This window comes from Fervidobacterium islandicum (assembly GCF_000767275.3).
Lineage (GTDB): Bacteria > Thermotogota > Thermotogae > Thermotogales > Fervidobacteriaceae > Fervidobacterium > Fervidobacterium islandicum.
The window spans coordinates 1,770,469-1,795,785 of sequence record NZ_CP014334.2; the positions used below are offsets into that span (position 1 = coordinate 1,770,469).

23 protein-coding genes, 1 pseudogene and 1 riboswitch are annotated in these 25,317 nt (G+C 39.7%); of the genes and pseudogenes, 14 read left to right on the top strand and 10 right to left on the bottom strand.

The annotated features are described in order from the left end of the window. Positions 1-35 precede the first annotated feature (35 nt). On the bottom strand, positions 36-500 hold the full coding sequence (locus NA23_RS08515; RefSeq protein WP_033192224.1) for a hypothetical protein: 465 nt from the start codon (positions 498-500) through the stop codon (positions 36-38). Positions 501-596: 96 nt separating this feature from the next. Here NA23_RS08515 and NA23_RS08520 point away from each other — a divergent pair, with 96 nt between their 5' ends. After that, positions 597-1,427: an alpha/beta fold hydrolase gene (locus tag NA23_RS08520; protein ID WP_033192225.1), complete on the top strand. Its 831-nt coding sequence runs from the start codon at positions 597-599 to the stop codon at positions 1,425-1,427. A 44-nt stretch (positions 1,428-1,471) separates the two neighbouring features. Next, positions 1,472-2,146 carry a hypothetical protein gene (locus tag NA23_RS08525; protein WP_033192226.1) on the top strand — a complete coding sequence of 225 codons (675 nt, stop codon included), beginning with the start codon at positions 1,472-1,474 and terminating at the stop codon, positions 2,144-2,146. Between the two features lie 13 nt (positions 2,147-2,159). On the opposite strand, the gene NA23_RS08530 is transcribed toward NA23_RS08525, so the two are convergent. Beyond that, the gene (locus tag NA23_RS08530) at positions 2,160-2,855 is read right to left on the bottom strand and encodes a hypothetical protein (RefSeq protein WP_033192227.1); all 696 of its coding nucleotides are present in this window, start codon (positions 2,853-2,855) and stop codon (positions 2,160-2,162) included. Between the two features lie 138 nt (positions 2,856-2,993). Next, a complete protein-coding gene (locus NA23_RS08535; RefSeq protein WP_033192228.1) occupies positions 2,994-4,031 on the bottom strand; it encodes an extracellular solute-binding protein in 1,038 nt (345 codons plus the stop codon). Positions 4,032-4,226: 195 nt separating this feature from the next. Next, a riboswitch (cobalamin riboswitch) is annotated at positions 4,227-4,395 on the top strand. A 64-nt stretch (positions 4,396-4,459) separates the two neighbouring features. Here NA23_RS08535 and cobT point away from each other — a divergent pair. Genes cobT through cobO form a run of 8 tightly spaced genes read left to right on the top strand, consistent with a single transcriptional unit; the run spans position 4,460 to position 10,790 of the window. Beyond that, positions 4,460-5,488 (top strand): nicotinate-nucleotide--dimethylbenzimidazole phosphoribosyltransferase, encoded by a 1,029-nt coding sequence (gene cobT / locus NA23_RS08540; protein WP_033192229.1) that lies wholly within the window; start codon positions 4,460-4,462, stop codon positions 5,486-5,488. After that, positions 5,485-5,982 carry a bifunctional adenosylcobinamide kinase/adenosylcobinamide-phosphate guanylyltransferase gene (locus NA23_RS08545; RefSeq protein ID WP_033192230.1) on the top strand — a complete coding sequence of 166 codons (498 nt, stop codon included), beginning with the start codon at positions 5,485-5,487 and terminating at the stop codon, positions 5,980-5,982. The genes cobT and NA23_RS08545 overlap by 4 nt, the downstream gene beginning before the upstream one ends. A gap of 26 nt (positions 5,983-6,008) precedes the next feature. Further along, on the top strand, positions 6,009-6,695 hold the full coding sequence (cbiR, locus tag NA23_RS08550; RefSeq protein WP_236938356.1) for a cobamide remodeling phosphodiesterase CbiR: 687 nt from the start codon (positions 6,009-6,011) through the stop codon (positions 6,693-6,695). A 3-nt stretch (positions 6,696-6,698) separates the two neighbouring features. Continuing rightward, complete coding sequence (locus NA23_RS08555; protein ID WP_033192231.1) at positions 6,699-7,451, top strand: adenosylcobinamide-GDP ribazoletransferase; 753 nt, start codon at positions 6,699-6,701, stop codon at positions 7,449-7,451. A gap of 40 nt (positions 7,452-7,491) precedes the next feature. After that, entirely contained in the window at positions 7,492-8,325 is an 834-nt protein-coding gene (locus NA23_RS08560; RefSeq protein WP_236938701.1) for a nucleotide-binding protein, read from the top strand. Then, positions 8,322-9,236 carry an adenosylcobinamide-phosphate synthase CbiB gene (gene cbiB, locus NA23_RS08565; protein WP_203225711.1) on the top strand — a complete coding sequence of 305 codons (915 nt, stop codon included), beginning with the start codon at positions 8,322-8,324 and terminating at the stop codon, positions 9,234-9,236. The genes NA23_RS08560 and cbiB overlap by 4 nt, the downstream gene beginning before the upstream one ends. Further along, positions 9,212-10,258 carry an aminotransferase class I/II-fold pyridoxal phosphate-dependent enzyme gene (locus NA23_RS08570; RefSeq protein WP_033192233.1) on the top strand — a complete coding sequence of 349 codons (1,047 nt, stop codon included), beginning with the start codon at positions 9,212-9,214 and terminating at the stop codon, positions 10,256-10,258. The genes cbiB and NA23_RS08570 overlap by 25 nt, the downstream gene beginning before the upstream one ends. Before the next feature lie 4 nt (positions 10,259-10,262). Then, entirely contained in the window at positions 10,263-10,790 is a 528-nt protein-coding gene (gene cobO, locus NA23_RS08575; RefSeq protein ID WP_033192234.1) for a cob(I)yrinic acid a,c-diamide adenosyltransferase, read from the top strand. A 43-nt stretch (positions 10,791-10,833) separates the two neighbouring features. Here the strand turns inward: cobO and NA23_RS08580 are convergent, their stop codons facing one another. Then, positions 10,834-12,990, bottom strand: a complete 2,157-nt coding sequence (locus tag NA23_RS08580) for an outer membrane protein assembly factor BamB family protein (protein ID WP_033192235.1) — start codon at positions 12,988-12,990, stop codon at positions 10,834-10,836. 367 nt (positions 12,991-13,357) lie between these two features. Between NA23_RS08580 and NA23_RS08585 the strand changes: the two genes are divergently transcribed. From NA23_RS08585 to NA23_RS08595, 3 genes are read left to right on the top strand one after another with little or no spacing between them, the layout of a single operon-like run. Beyond that, positions 13,358-14,317: a DNA adenine methylase gene (locus NA23_RS08585; RefSeq protein WP_203225712.1), complete on the top strand. Its 960-nt coding sequence runs from the start codon at positions 13,358-13,360 to the stop codon at positions 14,315-14,317. Positions 14,318-14,325: 8 nt separating this feature from the next. After that, the gene (locus NA23_RS08590; protein WP_033192237.1) at positions 14,326-15,258 is read left to right on the top strand and encodes a type II restriction endonuclease; all 933 of its coding nucleotides are present in this window, start codon (positions 14,326-14,328) and stop codon (positions 15,256-15,258) included. After that, the gene (locus tag NA23_RS08595; RefSeq protein ID WP_033192238.1) at positions 15,246-16,052 is read left to right on the top strand and encodes a TRM11 family SAM-dependent methyltransferase; all 807 of its coding nucleotides are present in this window, start codon (positions 15,246-15,248) and stop codon (positions 16,050-16,052) included. Before NA23_RS08590 ends, NA23_RS08595 begins: the two co-directional genes overlap by 13 nt. A gap of 21 nt (positions 16,053-16,073) precedes the next feature. On the opposite strand, the gene NA23_RS08600 is transcribed toward NA23_RS08595, so the two are convergent. The 6 genes and pseudogenes from NA23_RS08600 to NA23_RS08620 all read right to left on the bottom strand — a co-directional run bounded on the left by NA23_RS08600 (position 16,074) and on the right by NA23_RS08620 (position 20,335). Next, entirely contained in the window at positions 16,074-16,910 is an 837-nt protein-coding gene (locus NA23_RS08600) for an energy-coupling factor transporter transmembrane component T family protein (protein ID WP_033192239.1), read from the bottom strand. Further along, the gene (locus tag NA23_RS08605; protein ID WP_052107222.1) at positions 16,876-18,249 is read right to left on the bottom strand and encodes an ABC transporter ATP-binding protein; all 1,374 of its coding nucleotides are present in this window, start codon (positions 18,247-18,249) and stop codon (positions 16,876-16,878) included. The genes NA23_RS08600 and NA23_RS08605 overlap by 35 nt, the downstream gene beginning before the upstream one ends. Then, entirely contained in the window at positions 18,230-19,267 is a 1,038-nt protein-coding gene (locus NA23_RS08610) for a transposase (RefSeq protein ID WP_249477033.1), read from the bottom strand. The genes NA23_RS08605 and NA23_RS08610 overlap by 20 nt, the downstream gene beginning before the upstream one ends. 6 nt (positions 19,268-19,273) lie before the next feature. Beyond that, the gene (locus NA23_RS08615; RefSeq protein ID WP_176759465.1) at positions 19,274-19,504 is read right to left on the bottom strand and encodes a helix-turn-helix domain-containing protein; all 231 of its coding nucleotides are present in this window, start codon (positions 19,502-19,504) and stop codon (positions 19,274-19,276) included. A gap of 14 nt (positions 19,505-19,518) precedes the next feature. Then, entirely contained in the window at positions 19,519-19,653 is a 135-nt protein-coding gene (locus NA23_RS10640) for a hypothetical protein (protein ID WP_275060686.1), read from the bottom strand. A 112-nt stretch (positions 19,654-19,765) separates the two neighbouring features. Next, a pseudogene (locus NA23_RS08620) lies at positions 19,766-20,335 on the bottom strand (ECF-type riboflavin transporter substrate-binding protein). A 282-nt stretch (positions 20,336-20,617) separates the two neighbouring features. On the opposite strand from NA23_RS08620, the gene NA23_RS08625 reads away from it, so the two are divergent. Then, positions 20,618-25,315: a sister chromatid cohesion protein PDS5 gene (locus NA23_RS08625; RefSeq protein WP_062946242.1), complete on the top strand. Its 4,698-nt coding sequence runs from the start codon at positions 20,618-20,620 to the stop codon at positions 25,313-25,315. Positions 25,316-25,317 lie beyond the last annotated feature (2 nt).

Consider the following 25,317-nt stretch of genomic DNA (forward strand, 5'->3'; position numbering starts at 1 on the left):
AGGCGGAATAATTAAAGGGGGACTCTTCCCCCTTTTTATTTTCTGTACCAGTACGCTATCATTACATTTCCAGAAGGATTTTGTAGAGCCGTTATTGCAAAGAAAACATCTGTGCCTGACAGAATAATCAAGTGCGAGATAGAAGAACTTTTTGCAAGGTCGAATCTGTACCTATTTTTTCCAATTTTCTTTACCGTAACGTTTTCAGCCTTAAAGGTTAATCCTGAAGTTAACTCAAGTTCGACTTCTATACCTCTCTTACCCTTTGGATACTTTACCACAATATCATGCGGATGTTTTTTAGGTTTTGGTAATTTTATTTCTTTTCCTTCGGATATCTCGTAATTCACAGAAACACCAAGAGAAAAATTTAAACCAAAGTTTTGAGTTAGATAAAGCGATAGCTGCAATGATACATTTGGTTCTTTTGAGTCTTTTGGACCTGCAAAAAGCAGAGAAAATAATAATACACATACAAGTAAGACGTATACTCTTTTCATTTCGACACACCTCCTACACAAACGAAGTAAAACCATGTTTTCACTTTTTAAAATTATAGCACACAAAGTGTCTTATTTGAAAGGAGTTGATTAATCATGGGAAATACTTTCATAACAAGCGATGGCGTTGGAATAAAGTACGAGTATTACATCACCAAAGCTTTTGAACATACCAACAAAATTCCATTAGTGTTCCTCAACGGAATCTTTATGCACTACGAATCTTGGAAACTTTTTACGAAAGACATTTCAGAAAAGATGCCTTTGCTTTTCCACAATTTCCGATGTCAGTGGGATTCTGATTGCGAAGAGACTAAAGAATGCTCGTTTGAAAGACACGTGCAGGATTTGAAAGAATTACTCGACCATCTCGGGATAAAGAAAGCAAAGTTTGTAGGGACCTCTTATGGTGGAGAGGTTGCAATGCTTTTTGGGGTTTTTTATCCACAATACATTGAATCGATGATGATTATAACCTCAACCGCTCGTACGGACAAAGTTATGGAAAGCAAAGCTATGAGATGGAAAGATGGCGCAAAAACAAGAAATCCGGAGAGTTTTGTTCACAGCTGGCTTACCGATGTGTACAGCGAAAAGTATATAAATTCCTTCGATAACTTAGTGCAAATCATTTCTTCAAGACTTAATGGCTTTAACTATCGTGGTGCGGAAAGATTAATTGATGCTTTTCTGAACCTGAATAGCTATGACCTTCTCAACAGGATAAAGGATGTAGAATTTCCGTTAGTCGTTGTTTCTGCGGAATTTGACAGAATAAAACCAAAGAGTTTTAGCCAAGAAATACACAATAGTTTGAAAAAGGGAGTGCATATAACCATTCCAGACTCAGGTCATGCGGTCGTTGTCGAAAAGCCAAAGGAAATTGGATGGCTGATTAGGAACTTTGCCTTTGATTTCTGGAAATAGCCTCCTGGCAAATTAGAGAATGGTAGCTTTTTGGAGGGGTGGCAGTGAAAAACGTGTTTAGCTTGATTTTGTTAGTTTTTTTCCTTCCGAATTTGGTTCTATTTGCGCATGCACCTATTGTTTCAAATCTTTCGGGTTCAAACATGGCTGAAGCTATTCCGATAAAGAATATCGATATATCTCAGGTTTTATACAAAGTCTTCAAGGAAGACAACTCTTTTCTCTGGATGACATTTGAAGGCAAGGGAGGAGACGAGTTATACTTCCAAGTAGGCACTCCTAAAGAGGATAAGTACATACAGCTAAGACCAGCTGTCGTAATAATAGGTCCGGGGTTTCCAAAAGTTGATGGTTTGCCATTTGAAATTCCAGCGGAAATGGGAGCAGTTGTTTGCAAATCTAAGGAATCACCAACAGCCTTTTATGAGCCTGTAACCGATACAAATTCGTGGATACATTTAACAAAGAGGATAACTTTGCCGCAGACTGGAAGGTACTATTTGGTGGCGTTTTTTCCACCAGATGGGAAAGCTGGAAATCTATTTGTTGCTGTTGGTACAAAAGAACGATTCACGATGGAGGATATAATTAACGTTTTCAAAATCCTGCCAGAAATAAGAGCTTTCTACGGACTTTCAGGTTTGCCAACATGGATGAATGTTGTTTTGGGAATTTCAATATTCGGATTAGTGATTTTGTTGACCTCTATATTCAGGTGAATGGAGAGTTGATTCATTCTAAGAAAAGAGGGCCGTAAAGGTCTTTTACCAGGTCTTTTAATAGCAATTGTATGTCCTCGCCTTTTTTCTTAAACACCTTCTTTAAGTCAGGATTTATTTCGTTGTTTGGATTTTCCCAAGGTCTGAAACCGCTGTATTTCCTGTATTCACCAGAAATCCAAAGGTACCTGTGCAGATCAAAAACAGAAGTTTTGAAATCAAGCGAGTTCAAAAGCATGTAGAAATCATGGTAGAAATCGCTGTACGTGGCGTATTTCTTGTTGCCCTTAATTTCTTCATGCACATGGTATCCAACCATGCGGGCTATAACGGAATTGTAAATTGGGAACTTTTCGCTTAAGAAAGTATGTGCCAAAACTGAAGTGAAGCTGATGTAGTGCTTTTCCTTCCCTTCGTCACCGTTGTTTTTCAAGACAACAACGGACAATTTGTCTACAAATTCAGGTTCAATAACAATGCCATCTTGTGCGATAAGTTCTGAAATATGATGCGCGACATCGTATACTCGAAAGATATTTGTGTTGTAAAGTGAGTTCACAACCGCAACCTTAACAAGTACAGATTGGACGGTAAAGTCTGGGAAAGTGTTTCTCACCTTCTTTAGTGCTTTTTCAATATTCTGAAGTTCACTGGCTAACTCGTACACCTTAACAGCTGATTCGACCTGTTCTTTAAAAATTTTAATCATCCAACCACCTCTGGAGTGTTTCTGGAGTGTTTTCAGATTCTACTACAATTCTACAATAAGCAGTCTCATTTTGTGCTACCGGACTGAGTATAAAAAACGGGGCTTTTCACAAGCCCCGTTTTAATGTTAGCATTTTGTTCACTTTATTATCTCTTCCCAAGCTTTGTTGTAGAGATCAATGTATTCTCCTATGTAATCTATTATTTCGCAATTTTCTAGTTGATTCAGTGTGTAGAGTGGTTCTACTTGTTGATATTTTGCAGCATCTGTTATAGGAGATGGGATCATTAAATAATCGGAGATTTTTGCAGCAATTTCCGGTCTTAAGATGAAGTCGATAAACTTGTACGCAAGTTCTTTATTCTTGGCATCTTTTAATATAACCATATTATCGATCCAGAGTGTTCCGCCTTCTTTAGGAACGAAGAATTCGAAATTCTCCCGTTCCTCTTCGGGGATGAGCTGGAAGACGTTTTCTGGATAGCCGTGCACGACCCAGAATTCGCCATTTACAACACCTTGCGCATACGTAGTTGCATCGAACTTTACGATGTTTTCTTTCCATTTAAGTATCACTTGTTTAGCTTTTTCTATCTCTTCTGGATTTGTCGTGTTTACAGAATAGCCGAGGTATTTCAACGCTGCTCCGAAGACCTCACGCATATCATCAAGAAGCGTCATCTTGCCTTTTAAATCCGAACGTTCGTATATGCTCCAGGATTTTTCGTAGTCTTTGAGATATTTCTTATTAACTATTAAGCCAGTAGTTCCCATCATGTAAGGCACGGAATACTCGTGGTTTGGATCGTACGTTGTTTTCGCTAATACAAGCGGGTCAATGTTCTTGAAGTTTGGGACTTTGTTCAAGTCGAGCTTTTCTAACAGCCCTTCGTTTATCATCATCTTCACGTGATCACCAGAAGGAAAGACGATATCGTACCCAGTTCCGCCCGCTTTGATTTTTGCGAACATCTCTTCGTTCGAAGCGTAGGTGTCGTAGATGATCTTGCAGTTGTACTCCTTTTCAAATTGTTCAATTACTTCTTCTGGAATGTAATCCGCCCAATTGTAAATGCGAAGTGTGGACTGTTTATTACACGAGCCCAAGAGAGTAATCAAAAGCAAAAATAACACTCCTACGAGTACTAAATCAAATACACGTTTTAGAGCCTTCATCTCCACCTCAACCTCCTTTTTTCTGTAATAATGCTTCACTTTTCAATTATAACACGAAGTACTTTCAAGTATAACTTATCATTCATCCTTCCCGATGATAAAAGAGAGATTTTTCTTGTTTTTTGGACAACATATGATGAAAAAAGAACTTTGTCTTTCCACATATATGTGATAGAATAATAAAAATGAAAAATGAATAGATTCAGCCTGCATGATGCCGGGAACTTCGGTGAAAGTCCGAGGCTGCCCAGCAACCGTGAGTGGGGACGAAATTCGCATCTATGCCACTGGCCGTTTGGCTGGGAAGGCGCGAAGAGTAGGACGATCCACAAGCCGGGAGACCGATCTTGCAGGTATGCAATTCCCAATGACTCGGGTCATTTGGGAAGCTTTTTGTTTATTCTTAAGAAAAAAGGGGGACTTGCGTTATGGATGTTAGTATCAGAGAACAGATTATTTCACGTTTAAACAACCTCACAAAACCTGTTGGAAGTCTTGGTTATTTGGAAGAAATCGCTTTGAAGATGGGGATTATCCAAAACAAAGTCATTCCGGACCTGCCTAAAGATAAGCGTGTTTACGTCTTTGCTTCGGATCATGGGGTAGTTCAAAACGGCGTTTCCGCATATCCAAAAGAGGTTACCTATCAGATGGTTCTCAATTTCCTAAACGGTGGTGCGGCGATAAACGTCTTTGGAAGACACGTAGGAGCGGATGTTTACGTAGTCGATGCGGGTGTGGATGGAGATTTTGACATCGCTCACCCGAAATTCATAAACGCAAAAGTTGGATACGGCACAGCGGATTTCACAAAAGGACCAGCAATGACGATAGAACAAGCAAATACTAGCTTGGAACTCGGGCGAAAGATAGCACGAAACGCAATTAAGGAAGGTGCTGATCTGCTTGTGGTAGGTGATATGGGGATAGGGAATACTACCACCGCCACCGCAATCGCTGCTGCTTTCGGTTTTTCGATTGATGAAATTCTCGATATTGGCACTCCTCTTGACAGTGAAGGTTTAGAAAGAAAAAAACAAGCGGTAGTAAGAGCTTTGGAAGTTAATAATCCAAAAAAAGAAGATCCAATCGATATCCTTCACAAAGTCGGAGGATTTTGCATGGGTGAGATGGCTGGTTTCATTCTCGAAGCTACAGAGCACAAGATCCCTGTGATTGTGGACGGTTTTCCCACAACGGCAGGCTTGCTAATTGCATGGAAGATGAACCCAAAAGTGACTGGTTTTGTCTTCGCTGGCCACAAATCGATGGTAAAGGGGCACAAAATATTGCTCGATGAAATGGGACTCAGGCCTATACTCGACCTTGATATGAGGCTTGGCGAGGGAACTGGGGCCGCACTCTCCATCTTTCTAATCGAGGCTGCTATCAAGATGATAAGAGAGATGGCAACATTTGAGAGTGCAGGTGTTTCTAAAGGTAGTGATAACATTTGATACTCGTTACAGGTGGAATTAAGTCAGGCAAAAGTACAGTTGCATTGAATAAAGCTTTAAAATACCAAACCCGTGCGTTTTTGGCAACGGGTGTACCGTTCGATGAGGAGATGAAAGAGCGTATAAGAAGACACCAAGAGGAAAGAAGAAACCTTTTTGATACGTACGAAGAGCCCGTGGAAGTAAGTCGAGTCTTGCGAACAATAGACGGAAGGTACGACGTTGTTGTCTTTGAGTGCCTCACAACTTACCTCGGTAACCTTTACTATTACGAAGTGAACGTACAAGAGCACCTTGGGAAATTCATTGAAACTCTCGCTTCCATGAGAACGGAAGTTATTATTGTTACGAACGAAGTTGGCTGGGGAATAATACCGGAAAACAAATTAGCCAGGGAATTTGCGGAAACACTCGGCAAAACGAATGCAAAGTTAGCTAAACTTGCAAGCGAAGTTTACCTTGTTGTGGCCGGGATAGAAATCAGAATTAAGTAAAAAATCTGCCTACAGGAGATGGGCTCGTGCATACAAATTTGGAAAAACAACTTATCGGTACAACATCGTGGATAATACCGGGTACCTACTACGAAAATGTCGAATACATAACTCGCAACTTCAGAACAATTCAGTTTGTCGAATTACTCGTCTACACTTGGGACGAAGATACGTTCAATTTGCTTGAAAAAGAGAAAGACTATCTCTTTGAGATCGCAAGGCAAACGGGTATAAAATACACCGCACATCTGCCAACTGATTCACTTTCGAATGTTTTCGAAGCTTTCAAATACCTCGAAAACAACTTTGAAATCGAAAACTACGTCGTGCATCCTTTTGAAGAATTTGACACTGGGGATTTTGAAAGCAAAGAACTCCAATTATTGTTAAATCATCCAAAGATAAGCGTTGAGAATCTCAAAGAGCACTACTTTAAACATTCCAGAACGGTTTTTGACACCGGACATTGCTTTTTGGGAATACCAGTTGACCAAGAATTTTTGAACAACGTTGTCGAGATCCACATGATGGGAGTCAATGGTGATAAAGACCACGAAGTGCTTGATTTTGCAACACTTGAAAAAGTACACGAATTGCTTTCTGACACGTTATTCAAAACCAGATATTTGTGTTTTGAGATATTCGATGCTGAAAAACTCGAAGAATCCTTGAAGATTTGGAACGAATTCAAAGACAACAGATGGGGAGTTTAAATCATGGAAGAGAAGCCAAAATTGTATGATTTCGTCTCAGACCTTGCCTTGTCTTTGTCCTTTATTTCCAGAATACCGGTGAAAATTAAAAACTTAGACAGCTGGGAAGCGAGAATAAAGCGTGTTCCCATATACTTCCCCGCCGTCGGGTACATTCCCGGGCTTATTTACGGGCTTGGCAATTTTCTTTCAAAACAGTTCAGCGATTTCAAACTGCCGATTTTGTTCCTTTCAACTGCGTTGGGATTTTACTTTTTTGATCTATTCCACTTCGATGGATTACTCGATATGCTTGATGGTTTTTTGAACCAATCGAACAAAGAAAGACGCCTTGAGATAATGTCCAAAGGTAACGTTGGCCCATTCGCTGTTTTTTACGGCACGCTTTATGTCATACTTTTTTACGAACTTTTACCCACTCTGAATTGGTATCACTTCATCTTCGCTTCGGTTTTCGGAAGGTACGCTATGGATGTGCTCCTTGTCTTTTCAAAACCAGCGAAATCAACAGGACTCGGTGCAGTGCTATTTCCCTATGAAAAGTTTTATACTCTTTATGCCTCTATGTTCCTCACTCCGCTGATATTCACCAACTATATTGCATTCTTAGTTAGCTTTTCTTTATCTTGGCTTGTGGGATTTGCAGTCTCTAAGATCTCTGAGAAGAAGATAGGTGGAATCACCGGAGATGTGCTCGGTGGTACGTGCTTGATTGCTCAGATGGTTGTTCTATTGGCAGGGTATGTTTTTAAATGAGTGCATTTGAATTTCGATAGGGGGCTTGACTGTGCATCTGATGGTCCTTGGTACGATGTCGAATGTTGGAAAATCAACGTTAGCGATGGTACTCTGCAGATACTTTACAAAGAAAGGTCTTGATGTTGTTCCGTTTAAATCTCAGAATATTTCAAGAAAGTTTATACCGGTAAACAACGGCAGGATAGCCACCGCTCAGTACCTGCAGGCTCTTTCATGTGAGAAAGAGCCATCGGTGGAGTACAATCCAATCTTACTAATTCCCGAAAATAATGGTGTAGAAGTTTACTTCACGGGAGAATTCATCGGTCACCTGGGTTCTGAAAAATACATGTACGAATCAAAAGAGAGATTACTTGCCAAAGTGTTAGAAATTCTTAAAAATCTATCCGAAAACCACGACTTAGTGATCATCGAAGGAGCTGGAGCCGCAATCGAGCCAAATTTGAAGGATACTGAGATCGTGAATATGCGTATTGCAACAAGTGTTGCTGCAAACGTCATACTCATTGCCGACATCTCAAAAGGTGGAGCCTTCGCACAGGTTGTGGGGACTTTAGAATTAATGAGCCCAGATGAAAGAAAACTTGTCAAAGGATTTTTATTCAACAAATTTTTCGGTGACAAGTCGCTACTAAAAGACGCGCCAAACGAGCTTGCTAAGAAATATTCGATCGAATATTTCGGCACAATACCTTATTTTGAAAACAAAATCCCAGACGAAGATGTGATTGATACAAAGCAAGGCGAGTTTAATTTGGAGAACAAGAAGGCTTTGATGGAAGAGATAGATAGGATCACAGAGTTCGTGGTAGACCAGATCGATATTTCAAAAATCGAAAAGATAGTGTACGAGGAGTTATCAATGAAATGAGTCCTTCGTCAGATAAAGTGTATGTTTTTCTTTTCGCAGTAACAATAGACTTACTTTTTGGGGAGTATCCTTCCAAGTTACATCCTGTCGTCTACATGGGATTTGTCGGAAAGTTGTTCGACAAAGTTACGCAGCAAAAAAAGAATGCTCTCAGGTTCATAGCTGGAGCTTTTGCTTTGGTGGTTGAGATATTCTTTTTCGGCGCTATTGCAGTGGTTGTTTTACATTTTAGAAAGGTTGAATCGTCGACTTTTGGCATAGTATTATTTGCTATAAAGGTGTATCTTCTAAAATCTACGTTCTCTATTAAAAGCCTTTACCAACACATGTCAAGGTGTTACACGGACGATTTAGAAACACTGAGAAAGAACGTTTCGTACATCGTATCACGCGATGTATCAAAGCTTACCAAGGGACATCTTTATTCTGCAGCTATTGAGAGTTTGTCAGAGAACATTTCAGATAGCATTACAGGACCATTGTTTTTCTACATACTCTTTGACTTGCCCGGAGCTTTGATCTACCGCATTGTCAACACGTACGATGCGCTTTTTGGGTACAGAAACGAAAGATACGAATGGTTCGGGAAATTCCATGCACGATCCGACGATTTACTCAATCTGGTCCCATCAAGGCTCACGGCCTTGGTAATTTCGTTTTTCAACCCACTCAGGGCATGGAGAAATATGATTAAGTACGGAGCAATCAAAATAAACGCGATGTATCCCATGAGTGCTTTTGCCGGTGTTCTTGGAGTTGGTATCGAGAAAGTGGGATATTACAAAGTTGAAGGAAGGTTACCTGAAAAAGAAGACGTAAAACGTGCGCTTAAACTCTACGCTAAGGTTGTAGTTCTAATTTTGGCAACGGCGGTGGTGGTGTTAGTGTGGCAAACAATACAAAAAGGTTAAGAAATTTCCACGGTGGAATCAAAGACGAACACATAGTGGATTTTTCGATCTCGGTTAATCCTTTTGTCCCGGAATTTTTGCTTGAGGCTCTGAACCATTCTCTAAAGAATTTGAAAAGATACACCTATGTTGAATGGATAGAGGAAGATTTCAGAAAGTATTTTGGAAAAGATGCCGTTGTTCTTGCCGGGGCTACCGAAGCTTTTCAAATTTTAGCATTCACATTGATGAATAATAGCACAGTTTTAATCCCCGAACCAAATTACACCGAATACGAAAGAGTTGCCAGATTCGGTGCTAAAGAAATTGTGAAAGTAAATTACATTTTACACGGAACGATAAAGCTCGAAATCTTAAAGAAAACGATTGAAAAATTGACGGAAAACTTCAACAAGGTTGTGTTGATCACCGGCAATCCGAACAACCCAACCGGTATGTACGAGGACTACTCAGAGCTGTTGCGGTGGTCTTTGGAAAATTACGGATCGGATGTGCTTTTCGTTTTAGATGAAGCCTTCGTTGATTTTGTACCAGAAGAGCTAAGAAAATCCGTAGGTATTGAAAAATATCCAAATACAATAATCGTACGGAGCTTTACTAAGGTACTTGGACTTCCTGGAGTGAGAGTTGGTTATGTCAGGTCGATCGAGTTTCGCAATTTATTTGAAAAGTATCGAATGCCTTGGGGTATTGGTGGAGATGGGTTTACTATATTAGATGCGCTGATAAAAAACATCGATTCTTATTTTAACTTTCTCAAAAACACGCAGTCTTATTTTAAAAAAGAAAGGCAAAAGTTCGAACAATACGTGCTTTTTCCATCGGTGACAAACTTCATTACCATAAAGGTTGGTAATGTCGAGAACTTCATCGAGCGATTGCACAAAATGAAAATGCACGCAAGAAGGATGTACGATTTCGGGATAAAAGATTGTGTGAGGATAGGTTTGAAAGATGAAAATTCAAATGACAAGCTTCTTGACTTTCTGAAAGAGTGGAAAAAGGAACAACAAAAGGAGTGATACGATGGCAAATTTTGGAGAAAAAGGCTACATCCACGTTTACACCGGCAATGGAAAAGGCAAAACAACGGCAGCCTTTGGATTGGCACTGAGAGCTGTTTGCGCAGGAAAGAAAGTTTACATCGGGCAGTTCATAAAGGGCATGAAATACAGCGAGCTCGATGCTCCTAATTATCTACCAAACCTTGTCATAGAACAGTACGGTCGGAATTGTTTTATTAGAAATAAACCGACCGACGAAGATATAAAGCTTGCAAAAGCAGGGCTTGAAAAGATGAAAAACGTGATATCTTCAGGTGAATACAATTTAGTCGTTATGGATGAAGTGAACGTTGCAATCTACTATCGCCTTTTCTCTGTTGATGAAGTTTTGGAGATATTAAAAACCAAGCCAGAACATATTGATGTTGTTCTCACTGGCAGGTACGCTCCCCAAGAGCTCATAGAAGTCGCAGATTTGGTTACCGAAATGAGGGAGATAAAGCACTACTATCAACAAGGAGTACTGGCAAGGGAAGGAATAGAATATTAAAAAATCGAGCACCTGGCTGCGCTCGATTTTTCAATTTCTTCATTTACTTTAGTACAGGTGTGCAAATGACAAATCCACTCTCCCTTAAGTCAAGAACTGTATTTACCGCAACCTTCTCAAGTTCGAAAAAATAAACGTTTGAGAACTCTACACCTGTTTTACTAGATGTTTCACCGACATAAATCCATAAAGGTTCGCCCTTAAGTTTAGCATATACAAGAAACTTTGGTCTGTAAAAATCACTTGAAGTTATATTCCATTGGTAAGAAACTTTTAGCTTCTTATTGAATTTATCGTACTCAGCTGAAAGGTTAGTCACGGGTGGAACTATGGGCAAGTAGGCATAAGTTGTGATAGATGCCTCGCTAGTTATGATTTCCGTGTTTACGTTGGAAGAATTACCTTCATCTCTGTACATCTTTGGCCAATTTGTTTTCGCAAGGCCTTTTGAGAGTGTGTGGATACTGTAGAGCTTGTTATCTACACCAACTAATATCGTTTTCTCTTCTCCAATTGTGCTTATTGCAGGTGATGTGTAACCGGAATCTCCAAGGTCTTTTTCCCATAATTTCTGACCATTATCGCCATCAAATATTCTTAGGACACCATAGGAGTCCAATACATAAACCCTGTTTTTCTCATCTACAAGAGGTGTTTTGCTATAGCCATAGTATGAAAGGTAAAAATCCCACTTTTTACTCCCGTCTGAAGTATTTAAACATAAGAGATAATCGCGCCGAGATATATACATTAGTCCGTTTAGACCTATTACTGGTTCTGAGCTATTGTAATTTGAAGAATAATATGAATAATGATGCTCCCATATCATTCTTCCATCTCTCGATACAGCATACAAGTAATAAGCACTTGCAACGTATATTTTCCCGTCGGAATCAATTGTTGGGCCATATTGTAGATATCCATCGCCATTAAATTGCCATTTCAGAGTGCCATCTGGAGTGAAAGCGTATAACTTGCCAGCCACTATGTAGACAGTTCCGTCATCGCCAATCGAAGGATGACTAAAATAGCCCGCATTTCCCAAATATCTTGTCCATACCAATTGTCCATCGTCTCTTTTCACAGCATAGAGATTCCCGTCTGAAGCTCCGAAATACACTTGTGAGTTGTCCAAAGCTAAACCGTAAGAAACGTTTCCACCTGAGGTATATTCCCAAATCTTCTGACCGTTCGATGGGTCTATTTTGTAAACCTTTTTGTCTTCTGCTCCAACATATATGTATCCTTCTTCGTCGAGTACAGGACCAGAGTAAATTGCCGATGTGGTTAATCTCACAGACCATTTTTCTGTTCCGTTATCCGCAAACGCGTAGAGATATCCTTGGTCAGTTGCAACGTATATAGTTCCATCTTTCGAAACAGCGACAGAGCTTTTCGCATTTCCGTTAAGAGTTTTGCTGAAACGGACAGCATTGTATATACTAATATTAGTCGAAAATGGAATATTAAGCGAGGGATAAACCATTAGATATCCTGTTTTTTGCGTTTGATAAATGTTACCATATGTCGTGTTGGTGAGAGTTGCTGATTGCGTAATTTGCCACAAACCTGGGTAAAGGTCCGTAATTTCGAAGGTTGTCTGGGTTGCATCCAGGTCGGCTTTAGTGAACGTTTTCTTGGTTCCCTTTACTGCGTGCTGAATAGTTATATCCACAGCTTTAATAACGTACTCGTTAAGCCAGGTATCTGGCACTATGACGTTCAGAGAGACAGAGCCGTCCAAGAAATCGACGGGTATATTTACTGTTGTACCTTTGGATAAACTTGTTGTTACACTACCTTTCATTATTACAGTTTCCTTAGTGTACATCGTGGCGTTTGTGGCGATTTCAACATTGAATGTGTATTTCTTAGTGCTTTGAACATAAAGTTTAACTCTAATTTTTTCATTGGGTTTGTATATTCCTTCATGCTGTCTAACTCCGTCAGAATCGGTAATGTTCAAATATATGTTGCTAACGGGAAGCTCATCCTCAAACGCGTTGATCTTCTTTCCAAAGAAATTTTCAAGTTCAGAATTTGACAAACTCATCGTATAAGTTGTTGGAAATTGTATTGTGACGGTGACCGTTACGTCGTTGTTTGATGTTTCGTCAGGTCTGTTAATGCAGCTTATTAAGAATGCCATTACGAAAACGAGAGTAAAAATAACAAATCCTTTTTTCCTGAACTTTCCCATAATGCTTCCTCCCTTTAGCTTACATAATCTTTACACGGTCATAAATAATTATATCACAACTTGTAAAAACTGAATCAATGAATTATTTCGGGTTATAAAACCTACCCTTATTTACGAAAACTCCAACGGCGATTGTTATAAGTAAAACGATAGCGAGATGGAAATAGCCAACTAAGGGGGTAACAGAAATGTGTTTTACGAACTTAGTCATTTGGTAGAAGATTTGTTCCAAGGTAACTATATAATTCTTATTTGATTCTAGAGAAATAGGGGAAAGTACCCTTCTATCAACAGCCTTCCTGCACGGGGCTTGTGGTATAATTTTTATTGAACCGATATCGCTTGGTTGTGGAAAGTAGGTGAATATGTGCACATTACATACCCTTTATTTAAAGATGAAGTAATTTCTTTTCCTCAGGCCAAACCGTTTTTAAAGTGGGCTGGTGGTAAGTCTCAACTTGTGGAAGAATTACACAAACGTCTTCCCGAGAGCATATTGCAAACTCGAAAAATAGATGTATACGTCGAACCCTTTGTCGGTGGTGGTGCTTTCTTCTTTTATTTGAAGGGAAGATACAAAATAGGGAAAGCTTATTTGTTTGACGTAAATAAAGACCTGATATTAGCTTACAAGGTGGTGCAAGCTTATCCAAAGGAGTTGATTCAGCATCTTGAAAATTTGGAGGAAAAGTACCTGTCTTTAGGTGAGGAAGAACAGAAAAACTTTTATTATAAGGTCAGAGAAGACTACAACATTCAACGGCAGAGGATTGATTATTCAGCACCAAGCGAAGAATGGGTTATTCGCGTTGCATATTTGATTTTTCTAAACAAAACTTGCTACAACGGACTGTACAGATTGAATAAAGACGGAGATTTCAACGTACCACATGGCAGATACAAAAACCCGAAAATCTGCGATTCAGAAAACATTATTCAAGCAAGTTGGGCTTTGCAAGATACAGAGGTCTTTTGTGGCGATTTTGAGAAGAGCAGTGAATACATCAGGCCTGGTACATTAGTCTATCTCGATCCCCCATACAGGCCAATTTCAAAGACCTCAAGTTTTACCAGCTACACTGAAGAAGGCTTTTCAGACGAGGACCAGATAAGACTCGCAGAATATTTCAAAAGAATGCACGATCGGGGTGCCTATCTTCTGCTAAGTAACTCAGATCCGAAAAACGTTAACCCAAACGATGACTTCTTTGATAAACTTTACAAAGGGTTTATCATTGAAAGAGTTCCAGCAAAGAGATTCATAAACAGTGATGCTAAAGGCAGGGGAACGATCATGGAACTCATAATTCGTAACTACGAAAGGTGAGGAAAAGTATGGAGAATCTTTACATAGATATTCTAAGACGCAAAGGATGGAACGTTTCGGATGCAAAAGATGTTGTAGAGAAATTTTTGGGAACGATTCTTAAAACTAACAAGACATACAACTTTTTTGTTGACTGGGACAAGGTGAAAGAATTCGTTGAAAAACATAGGATAGAAATAAATATTCTCAGTACGCTTATTCATTCAGCGGACTTTGATAGCGATTTGAGGAAGATACTTAGAAAGTATCCTGAAGTTCTTGCGGTTATACCTATGCTTATAGCCGTTCGAGAGAATTCTATCTCAGTGCTTCTTGATACTGATCATAATGAACTGCGTATCGATGAGTATGATTTCACCGTGCGCACGTTAAACGAACAGGAAATAAATTATTTCGTTGAGTTTTTTGAAAAGACGGGGTTAAAGAGTTTTTTTCTCAACACTGCCGACAAGAGTTTGTATGACTATCTTGTAGGTGTTGAGGTTGGACTGGATACTAATGCCAGAAAGAATAGAAGTGGGTTTTTCCTTGAAAAATATTTAAACCCTATTGTTAAAAGTATAGCCGAAAAATATGGATACAATCTTCTGGTTCAGAAAAAGTTCTCACAAGTTCCTGGTGTAAATATCAGTGAACTTTTCAACAGGAAAGCGGATTACATACTTTTCAAAGATGATAGCAGTTATGTTCAAAGATTAATAAATATCGAGGTCAACTTCTACAATGTTACAGGCTCGAAACCTCAGGAAATTATAGATTCGTATATTGAAAGGCAAAATGAGCTAAAAAAATATGGATTTGAGTTTATACTGATAACAGATGGACCTGCTTGGAATGGACAGAGGAATCAGTTGTTCAAAGCTTTTGAAAACATTTCTTATGTCTTGAATATCCATTTTGTCCAACAAGGAGTCTTGGAGGAGATTATATGCGGGATCTAAGCCGTGAAATAGAGTTTAAACCGGAAATCACCAGCGTTTGGTCCTTTCCTGATAGAGGAAAATGGAGCACTCATAGAGGTAACTACAGAGGAAATTTTGCACCACAAGTAGCAAGAAATCTATTGCTAAAGTATACACAAGAAGGTGACTTGGTTTTAGATCCCATGATGGGAAGCGGCACTACTTTGATAGAAGCGAAATTACTGAAACGAAAAGCAATTGGTATAGATATAAATCCGGAAAGTGTGGAACTTACAAGGAAGAATTTAGATTTCAACTGTGATAACTGTTATAAACCGGAAGTTTTACTTGGAGATGCTCGAAAAATGAGCTTCCTAAATGATGAAGTTGTAGACTTTATAATACTGCACCCACCGTATTTAAACATAATAAAATACTCTAACGGAAACATAGTTGGTGACCTCTCGACCATCTCAGATGTCAAGACATTCTGCTTAGAGCTAGAAAAAGTCGTTCATGAACTTTTCAGAGTCTTAAAGCAGAATAAATACTGTGCCGTATTGATTGGCGATACGAGAAAAAATGGTCACTACGTACCGCTTTCTTACTATGTAGCTACTCTGTTTTTGAAGAACGGATTTGTTCTCAAGGAAGAAATAATAAAGGTTCAGCACAACTGCTCATCAACACCGTTTTGGGAAAAGAAGGTACAAGAGCACAACTTTTATCTGATAATGCATGAGCATCTCTTTGTATTTCGAAAACCAGCTCAAGATGAAAACCTTTCCAGAATAAAGTACAGTTCCGGAAGGTTCTTCGACCTGAATTTTTGAATGTCTTATCAAACTTAAGTATTAGTTTTTAAACGGATTATAAAACCTTCCCTTATTCACAAAAACTCCTATGAACACCACGCTCAACAAAATCAGAGTTGAAATCAGTAGTGCAAAATAGTCCTCTTTTGTTAGTTTCTTTGAAGTATACCACGTTCTCTTTTTATATTTGCCAAAGCCTCTCAAATCCATTGCGTTGCTTATTTTCTCAACTCGTTCCAAGCTGGAAAAAATCAAAGGAATGAGTATGAGCAAAGCGTACTTGAATCTATCTTTGAATTTTGCTTTGCGGGACAGATCAATACCTCTTGCCTGCTGTGCCAGGCTTATATCCGTATAAGCCCTCTGAATATCGGGAAAATACCTAAGTGTAAGTGCAAAAGCGTAAGCTACTTTGTAGTTGACACCTATTTTGTTGAGTGAAGATGCCAATTCGCTTGGATTTGTTGTGAATAAGAAAATCATCCCAAGTGGTATCACGGATACGTACTTTAAGAATTTAGTAGTTTGGTAGAAGAGTTGTTCGAGAGTCACCGGATAATTCTTAGAAATAAAAAACAACACGTGTTCTGTACCGAAGATTTTCACGCCTTCCATCGGAGCAAAAAGGAATGTGAATATCTCATTAACAACAAGGAATGCAAAAACGTACGCGAACATCAATTTGACCCTTGAGAATCTTATTTTAGCAACACGCATCAAAAAGAACGAGAAGAATAGAATCGCTACGATGACTCTTATATCGTACGTGTACATTACCGCAGATGTTAATAACAGGAAAGCTATCAGTTTTGTCAAACCGGAAAGCCTGTGAATAATTGTTTCATCGGAGGTGTACATTATTAATTTCTCCTGCATGGCTCTTTCTCACCATCCTATCGTAGTTGATGAAGTGTTGGACGAACCTTGTGGAATCTTGTACACCTACTATCTGTGCCAATTTGTAGAGTGAGGTTTCCTTCAGGTTTGCCTTTTCGATTACCTGTACGTCGGTCAAAATCTCAGATGGTTTTGCATTAGCTACGATTTCTCCGTCTGCAAAAACAACAGCCCTGTCTGTGTATTCCATGATTAAGTGCATGTCGTGCGTGATTAGGATTATCGTCTTTCCCATAGAATTTAGCTGCGCTAAGAATTCCATAATTTCAGAATAATGTTTGAAATCTTGACCTGCGGTTGGTTCGTCGAGGATGATTATTTCAGGGTCAAGTACTAATATTGAGGCGATTGTGACACGCTTTTTCTGACCATAGCTCAACGCAGAAATAGGCCATTCGAGAAAAGGTTTGAGACCGCATATTTCGGCGACTTCGGAAACTTTGCTTTTAATTTCATCCTCGGGGACTTTTCTTAATCGCAGTCCAAGGGCTATTTCGTCGTAGATCATAGGTTTTGTAATCATCTGATTGGGATTCTGCATCACAAATCCTATAATTTCTGCTCGTTCTTTTATCGTCATATCGTTCAATTTCTTGCCTCTGTACGTTATCGTTCCGGAATCTTCTTTAACGAATCCGCAAAGAACTTTCGCAAATGTTGATTTGCCGGCGCCGTTCTTACCTACTATGGAAATCATTTCTCCTTCTTTGATTTCAAGATTTATATTCCTTAAAACAGGCTTGTTCTTCTCATATGCGAAATTCAAGTTCTCGACTTTCAGTATTGGTTCTGAATCGAAATCTTTATCGTCCAAATCTCGGTCACTACCAGCCTTGAACCAATTCACAACCTTTTGCTTTTCGGCTTCCCCTAATTCAAGTGTGTGTATGTAACCAGGTTTAAGGGAAGGTGATACATTGACTCCCGCGTATTTGAGTGCGGAAACATACAGTGGTTCTCTCAAGCCCGCTCCTTTTAGGATATCGCTTGCCATTAGTTCGTGTGGGTGCATGTCAGCTATAATTCTACCGTTGTTCAGTACAATCACACGGTCCATTTCTATGTGAAGCACGTCTTCGAGTCTATGTTCGACGATGATAACAGTTTTTCCCGTGTTCTTGTGCAAGTCATCGATAATTTCCATTGCCTTCTTTGCTGTTGCCGGGTCTAAATTTGCTAAAGGCTCATCGAACAGTAAGATATCAACGTTGTCTACCAACACACCGGCTATTGTGGTTCTCTGTTTTTGTCCACCAGATAATTCAAAAGGAGAATGAGTGAACCGCCCATGACTGAAGTCACGAGCTTCCTGCTTCACTGACAAGACTTGCTACCAGTGGTACACCACCGATAGTAGAGGTCTTGCCTCCACAGGCATCGCCTTCCGGCTCGGGCCGTCCCAGCCCTACGGGTTTATTAATCTCGCTAAGCAGCTTTAGACCTTCTGCAAGTATATTCCTCGCCGCATTGAAATCTCTGTCGTGTACACTACCACACCTTGGACACTCCCAAACTCTCACACTCAGCTCTTTCACTTCTTCGTTCTTGTATCCACAATCACTGCATGTTTGTGATGATGGAAAGTTGGGCGATACCTGTATGAATATCCTGCTTCGTCTCTCAGCTTTGTATTTGAGCATTCGCAAAAATTTCGACCATGATGCATCATGTATGCTCTTTGCAAGCCGTCCGTTCTTTACCAGGTTTTTAACCCTCAGCTCCTCGCAGATAATTACTTGGTTTTCGTTAATCACCTGCGAGGATAATTCCTCCAGAAAATCATTCCTGATATTTGATATTTTCTGATGCAACTTAGCAAGTTTGATTCTGGCTTTCTCAAAGTTCTTGCTTTTTACTTTCTTTCTTGATAAATCTTTTTGCAGTTTCTTTAGTTTTTTCTCATATCTAGCAAGCACCTTCGGTGCTTCGACACGATTACCGTTGCTATCCACGTGGAAACTTTTAAGTCCAAGGTCGAGTGCAACTGCATAGTTGATTGGCTCTGGTGTTTGGTTTTTGTTATTAACTTTATCAACCTCAACAGCGATTGAAACGTAGTAGTGTCCACTGGGAAGTAACGTGACAGTTGCTGTCTTTATCTTACCGTTGAACGTTCTGTGTATTCGTGCTTTAATCCAACCAAGTTTCGGTAGTCTTATTTTTCCCCAACAGCGGTTCTTGGTCTTATCTTTTGCCATAACTCCGAAATCAATCTGGATGTTGTTGTTTGTAGAATACGTTGTATATGAAAACCTGTGTGATTTTTTCTTCTTAAAGTGAGGTTTACCGGATAGACCCTTGAAGAATCTGTTATATGCATTATCCAATCTTATCAATGCATCTTACAGAGCAAACTTATCGACTTCCCTAAGCCAAGGATACTGCTCTTTGAGCACACTATTTAGGTGTTTTCTACACTCAGCCTCTGTGGTTGCGAGTTTTTGTTCTTTATATCTTTCCTCTCTCCAAGCAAGAAAGTAGTTCCACACAAATCTTGTGCAGCCGAATGTTTTGGAAAGTTGCAGTTTTTGTTGCTTGTTTGGATATATCCTGTATCTGTACGTGACTATCAACTTAACTTCTCTCCTTATCTTTCCATCTGCAAAGGCACGCCACTACCGATGCTCATTTGTAGGTAAATTAACATGCTAAATGTATTATACCATCTGTTGTTTGAAAGTCGAAACAAAACGACGATTCTGGTAACATAACTATCTAACATATCAGCTGTTACTCATGTCTGAAGACACGAGAGTGTCTTTAGCTTCAATATAAAATCTCCCCAGCCTTCAAGCTGGGGAGAGCATCTTAAAAACTTTTGAAAAAACTTAAGATTATTCTGCTTTCTTTAAACTGCCTTTCTTTGGTTTTGTTGCAACGTAGGCTATGAGCAGAAGTGTTCCGATGACTCCCGCACTTATAATATTCATTATCATCGCTGTAACTCCTTGGATGAAAACCTTGTCGGCAGGCTCGGCGTATATAACGATATCAAGTACAGGAGCAACAATTAACCAAGCAATCGCGTTTCCAATTATTTGGAAGATATTTACTTTGAGTATGTTTTTACCAGTGAACTCACCTTCTTCGACTTTTGTGAATTTGTAAGCCAAGCCGTATATAAAGCCGGCAAGTCCACTTGCGATGACCCAGCTCCACCATGGAGAACCATATTGAATAGCATCGCTAAGTGCGTGACCAATAAACGCAGAAAGTCCGCCAGCTATGGGACCGTAGAGCGTGGCTATAAAAAGTGCAAAGCCTTAAGCAGTCATGAAACTCGTTTGAGGAACTGGTGAAGGAATCTTAACGAACATGAACAAGAGCAGAAAGATAGCTGCCCCGATACCCGATGCAACAACCGTTGCAGTTGAAAACTTGAAAAGTTTCTTCATACTTCCCATCCTCCTCTTCTTGGTTTTCGGAATAGAATCAAAAGTAGAATATCCCTTGAATCATGAGATTTAGACATATTTTTGAAACCATTAAACCTTCTAATTTCAACATGAGGTTTTAACATAATCATTATAACACACTATCTCTCATTTTCTCAAATTTGATTACTCTAATGTTTTTTTAGTTGATTTACTTTTTTTGAACTTGTGATAAAATTGTAAAGTTGTTCCGTTAATTGTAAGGATAAATCTGTTCCAAAGTGGGTAGATCCACGAATGGAGATGATTACCATGGTGGATACTGAGAAGCAAGCAAGGGTTAAAGACATACGAACTGTTCAAATAATAGTATCTGAAAAAAGTATGGAAAAACTTATATTCGGTAAACCTACGGTTGATTATTTTAAAATCACCAGAGATTTACTAAGAACCTACGGAGGCCTGAAGGTTGTTGAACAAAGAGTAAACGAGACCGATGCTCAAGTAGTGATTCAAACAGAAGAACAAGCGAACAAAATAGATGGTACTGTGGCATTTCGAGCAGGAGAATATCTATACAACTCAAAGTTCACAATAAACCTATCCGAAAAATCAAAGGTCCAAGTTCCAACTTTCGAATTTGAGGCTTGTATTCTGGAGATACTGGCATATGTGAAAGGAAATGAGGTCCTTTTAGCGGTTTTAAAAGAGAAGGATCTTAACAGAAAAAAGGCTTCAGTGAAAGCTATTGGGAATTTGAGTGATCCAAAATTCATCTCTGCCTTAGTTGAACTACTACCTAATTCGCCTCCTTGTCTGAGAAAGTTAATTATCGAATCGCTCGGAAAAATAAGAGATCCAAGGGTAATCCCGCCACTCGCTTTATCACTGAAAGACGAAGATCCAGTCGTTCGTGATACTGCTAAGATCACTCTTTTTAATGCACTCCGTTCAGGCCTTCCGGTTGATAAAACTGTATATTCGCTGTTAGAGGATAAAAAACCCTGTGTTCGTTCTGCGATCGTTGATATTTTAGCAAACGTGCACAGCGACATCGTTGTTGAACCACTAATTAAAGCACTGAACGATGAAAATCCGAATATTAGGCTACGTTCCGTGCAAGCGTTGGAGAAATTGAAGGATCAAAGGGCTGTTGAACCTATATCGAAGCTACTATCAGACAAGGATCCCACAATTAGGCTTTCCGCCGCTCAGGCAATCGGAACAATTGGACACGAAAAGGCTGTTGAGATGCTCTCTGCCGCTGTTAACGATAGTGAATGGAAAGTTAGAAAGAGCGTTGCAGAGGCCCTTGGTAAGACGAATGATCCCAAGACCACTCCTTACCTTGTGGAACTAATCAAAGATCAATCACCAGATGTAAGAAGAGCAGCGGTTGAAGCACTTCAATTTGTTGGAGATGAAACCTCTGTAAAGGCACTTATTGAGGCTCTGAGAGATGAAGATTCGTGGATAAGAATGTCTGCAGCTGAATTATTGGGGAAAATAGGAAGTTCAGAAGCTGTAGAAAGCCTCATTGAAGCTCTCCAGGATCCTTCTCCGAACGTTAGAAGGGCAGCAGCTGAGGCTCTTGGTCGGATAGGTGATGAGCGTTCTTTAGAACCTCTTATGGAAAAACTAAATGATGATTTCACAAAAGTAAGGGAAGCAGCTGCAGAGGCTCTTGGCAAACTACACGACATCCGAGCTTCATCTTCACTTATCGACGTATTGGAAAACCACAGTGAGGAGGATCCAGTAAAAGAGGCTTCAATAAGGGCTCTTGGAAATATAAGAGATTTTGAATCAGTTGATATAATCGTAACCATGGTAAATGATGAAAATCCCAATATACGAAAAGCAGTAGTTGAAGCACTTGGGAAGATAGGTGATGTGAGGACTCTGAATTTACTCGTCAGTATAGCTACTGATAGCAATGAAGAACTTTCGGTAAGAAAGACTGCAATTGAGGCACTTGGCCAGATAGGCGATGAGCAAGCCGTTTACCCCCTTATCGAATTTCTCAATAGTGACGATCCAGATTTGAGAAAATCAGCGGCTTGGGCACTCGGAGAGATTGGGAGCCTTGGAGCTGTTGAACATTTGGTTGGGATGGTCCAAGACAGAGACATCAACGTGAAAATTGCCGTAGTAGAAGCGCTGGGAAAGATAAAAGACAAAAGATCTGCAGATGTTATCATCCTGTTGTTGAAAGATAAAGAAGCTGAAGTAAGAAAAGTAGCTATTCAAACTCTCGGACAAATCGGAGATAACACAAAAATTGATTATCTTATTCAATCACTGAAGGATCCTTCTGCCAATGTTAGAAAAGCTGCAGCAGAAGCCCTTGGTTCAATGGGAAATGCAGAGGCGATAAGTGCGCTTTTGGAAACGTTGAAAGATGAAGATAAAGACGTAAGGATGGCTGCTATGGATGCGCTCACTAAGATAGGAGGTTCGAAAGTTTTAGAGCAACTGCTGATTTTGACAATTAAAGGTAATGAGATAACTACTAAGTATCAAGAATCTCAGACTCGTGACAGAGTAACAGGTGCCATCGGAGACCTGATGGATACGGTTCCCACAATCCTTGGATTAGGAACTCCACAAACACAGAAAAGAAGTTCTAAAAATACTGCTGATCAGAAAGAGACGGATGTCGAGATTTTGATACATATGGTTTCTGATGAAGATTTAGACATCGATCTGCGTCAAAGGGCTGTTGTTGTCCTTGGTGAGACAAGGGCACAGAAAGCTGTGGAAGCATTAACGAAAATGCTTAATGACAAGAACGAATCGTTGCGGGAGTCGGCAGCAATCTCGTTAGGAAAGATAAGGGACCGAAGCGCTTTACAGAGTCTAGGTATGTTACTGAATGATAAATCTTCGGATGTAAAAAAGGCTGCAATTTGGGCGATTGGCGAGATAGGTGTTATAGAAGCTCTAGAATATCTTAAGAAAGCTTTGAAAGATAGCGACTGGACTATTCGCGATGCTGTCGTTAAAGCGCTTCGGAGTGTTTGGCAACAAAACATTCAAGGAGCTTTTGAACTTATAGCTCAAGCAATAAGAGATGTAGATTACCACGTAAGAAACAGTGCGAAGATAGAACTACAGATAGCTGCTAAGTCAGGATGCAATATAACAGATATTCTCACCAAACTTTTGAAGGATAGAGACCTCTTCGTAAGGCTTGGAGCTGCTGAAATACTTGGATACACAAAAGATCCAAAAGCTGTTGACGCTCTTATTGAAACTTTAAAGAGCGAAGACACTGCGGTTCGAAAAATGGCTATAGAATCGTTAGGCAAAATTGGGGAATCAGAGGCAGTCGCTGAATTGTCGAAATTAGTTAATGACAGAGATTTTGGTGTGCGTTTGGCATTAGTTAAGACTTTGGCGAGCATACAGCACGAGAATACAATAGAACCACTCACAAGAATGCTTAGTGACCAAAGTGATGAAATTCGATCGATAGCTGTTCAAGCACTTGGAAAATTTAAGGACGAACGAGTAATTAATGCAGTTGGAGAACTTCTGAAAGACGAAAATGTGCAAATACGTTCTTCGGTGGTACAAGCACTTGACAATATTGGAGGAAAGGAAGTTTTGCAATTGTTAAGTACAGCAACAGCCGATAATGATTGGAGGGTTAGAAAGGCTGCTATAGAAGCTATCAAGAGGATAGCTGAGAAAGAAGGAATAGCCGATCAGAGAATAATAACCGAAATTGTAAATCTACTTAAAGATCAAAATTCGACAGTGAGAAAAGCAGCAGCTGAAACACTCTATTCTATAGGTAATCTTGAAGTTCCTGGCATTGTTGAAGCCTTTCTCGATGCTCTAAACGATGAAGATTCTTGGGTACGGTTAGCAAGTGTTCAAGCCCTTGGAAAATTTGGTGGTTGGTCAGTTGTAGACCATTTAATAAGTGCCTTAAAAGATTCTGCATCTTACGTAAGAAGAGCTGCTGCAGAGGCATTGGGGAGGATAGGTGACTTGCGATCTACACAGGCGTTAATGGAGGCATTGAAGGACACAGATTGGAAAGTTCGTAAAGCTGCCACGGAAGCTCTCGGAATGATAAGCGATGAAACAACAGTTGAAGCACTTGCTGACATCCTCAACGACGAAAACACTGAAGTCAAAATTACTGTTTTGGAAGTTCTAGGAGAATTAGCAGACTCTTCAATACTTGACAGAGTAGCAACGGCGCTTAGTGACAAAGATCCAGAAGTAAGAAAAAAGGCAGTCGAAACAATTTGGAAACTAGGTACACCTGAAGCCGTTAAGTTCTTAATTAAAGCTTTAAAAGATCATGACGCCGAGGTAAGAATCAAAGCTCAGGAAGGAATCCTCCGTGTCAGTGATTTCAGTGTGCTCGAGCAAATTACTGACTTGTTGAAGGATATTGATCCAAACGTAAGATGGCTGGCAGTACAAGTATTGAAGAAAATAGGTGGGGCATCTGTGGTCAAACCATTGGTGAAAGCGACGCAGGATCCCGTTTTCAGTGTACGGTGGTTTGCTGTTGAAGCACTTGGTGAAATTGGGAATCAAAAAGCAATTCTAAATTTGTCTGAACTATTGGAAGATAAAGACTACACAATACGCAGGTCTGCTGCAGAGGCAATTGGAAGAATTGGAGGCAAGCAGGCGTTCGAAGTTTTAATTGAAGCGTCAGGCAACAAAAATCCAGAAGTAAGGGAAGGTGCTGTTTGGGGATTAATGAAATTGGCAGTATACGAATCGGAAAAGGTTGTTGAGATCCTTGAGAAGATGACAGACGATGTGAACCAAAATGTTAAAAAGTCAGCAATAAAAGCTCTCACCAGTATGAGAAGTAAAGAAGCCTTCAAAATTATTATAGAAAAACTGAAAAGTCAAGATGCAGATACAAGAAAAATTGTATCAGAGGCACTTGAAGAAGTCACCGGAGAAAAATTCGGCCAAGATTATGAAAGCTGGTTAAACTGGTTAAAAGATAGCGGACTATACTTAGATGAATAATG

Bases quoted from the DNA above. Each gene is read 5' to 3' on its own strand.
- cobO (WP_033192234.1), top strand. From the start codon at position 10,263: ATGGCAAATTTTGGAGAAAAAGGCTACATCCACGTTTACACCGGCAAT.
- NA23_RS10640 (WP_275060686.1), bottom strand. From the start codon at position 19,653: ATGTTAGATAGTTATGTTACCAGAATCGTCGTTTTGTTTCGACTTTCA.
- NA23_RS08590 (WP_033192237.1), top strand. From the start codon at position 14,326: ATGGAGAATCTTTACATAGATATTCTAAGACGCAAAGGATGGAACGTT.
- NA23_RS08515 (WP_033192224.1), bottom strand. From the start codon at position 500: ATGAAAAGAGTATACGTCTTACTTGTATGTGTATTATTATTTTCTCTG.
- NA23_RS08580 (WP_033192235.1), bottom strand. From the start codon at position 12,990: ATGGGAAAGTTCAGGAAAAAAGGATTTGTTATTTTTACTCTCGTTTTC.
- NA23_RS08530 (WP_033192227.1), bottom strand. From the start codon at position 2,855: ATGATTAAAATTTTTAAAGAACAGGTCGAATCAGCTGTTAAGGTGTAC.
- NA23_RS08600 (WP_033192239.1), bottom strand. From the start codon at position 16,910: ATGCAGGAGAAATTAATAATGTACACCTCCGATGAAACAATTATTCAC.
- NA23_RS08560 (WP_236938701.1), top strand. From the start codon at position 7,492: ATGGTCCTTGGTACGATGTCGAATGTTGGAAAATCAACGTTAGCGATG.
- NA23_RS08520 (WP_033192225.1), top strand. From the start codon at position 597: ATGGGAAATACTTTCATAACAAGCGATGGCGTTGGAATAAAGTACGAG.
- NA23_RS08625 (WP_062946242.1), top strand. From the start codon at position 20,618: ATGGTGGATACTGAGAAGCAAGCAAGGGTTAAAGACATACGAACTGTT.
- NA23_RS08595 (WP_033192238.1), top strand. From the start codon at position 15,246: ATGCGGGATCTAAGCCGTGAAATAGAGTTTAAACCGGAAATCACCAGC.
- cobT (WP_033192229.1), top strand. From the start codon at position 4,460: ATGGATGTTAGTATCAGAGAACAGATTATTTCACGTTTAAACAACCTC.
- NA23_RS08555 (WP_033192231.1), top strand. From the start codon at position 6,699: ATGGAAGAGAAGCCAAAATTGTATGATTTCGTCTCAGACCTTGCCTTG.
- cbiB (WP_203225711.1), top strand. From the start codon at position 8,322: ATGAGTCCTTCGTCAGATAAAGTGTATGTTTTTCTTTTCGCAGTAACA.
- NA23_RS08535 (WP_033192228.1), bottom strand. From the start codon at position 4,031: ATGAAGGCTCTAAAACGTGTATTTGATTTAGTACTCGTAGGAGTGTTA.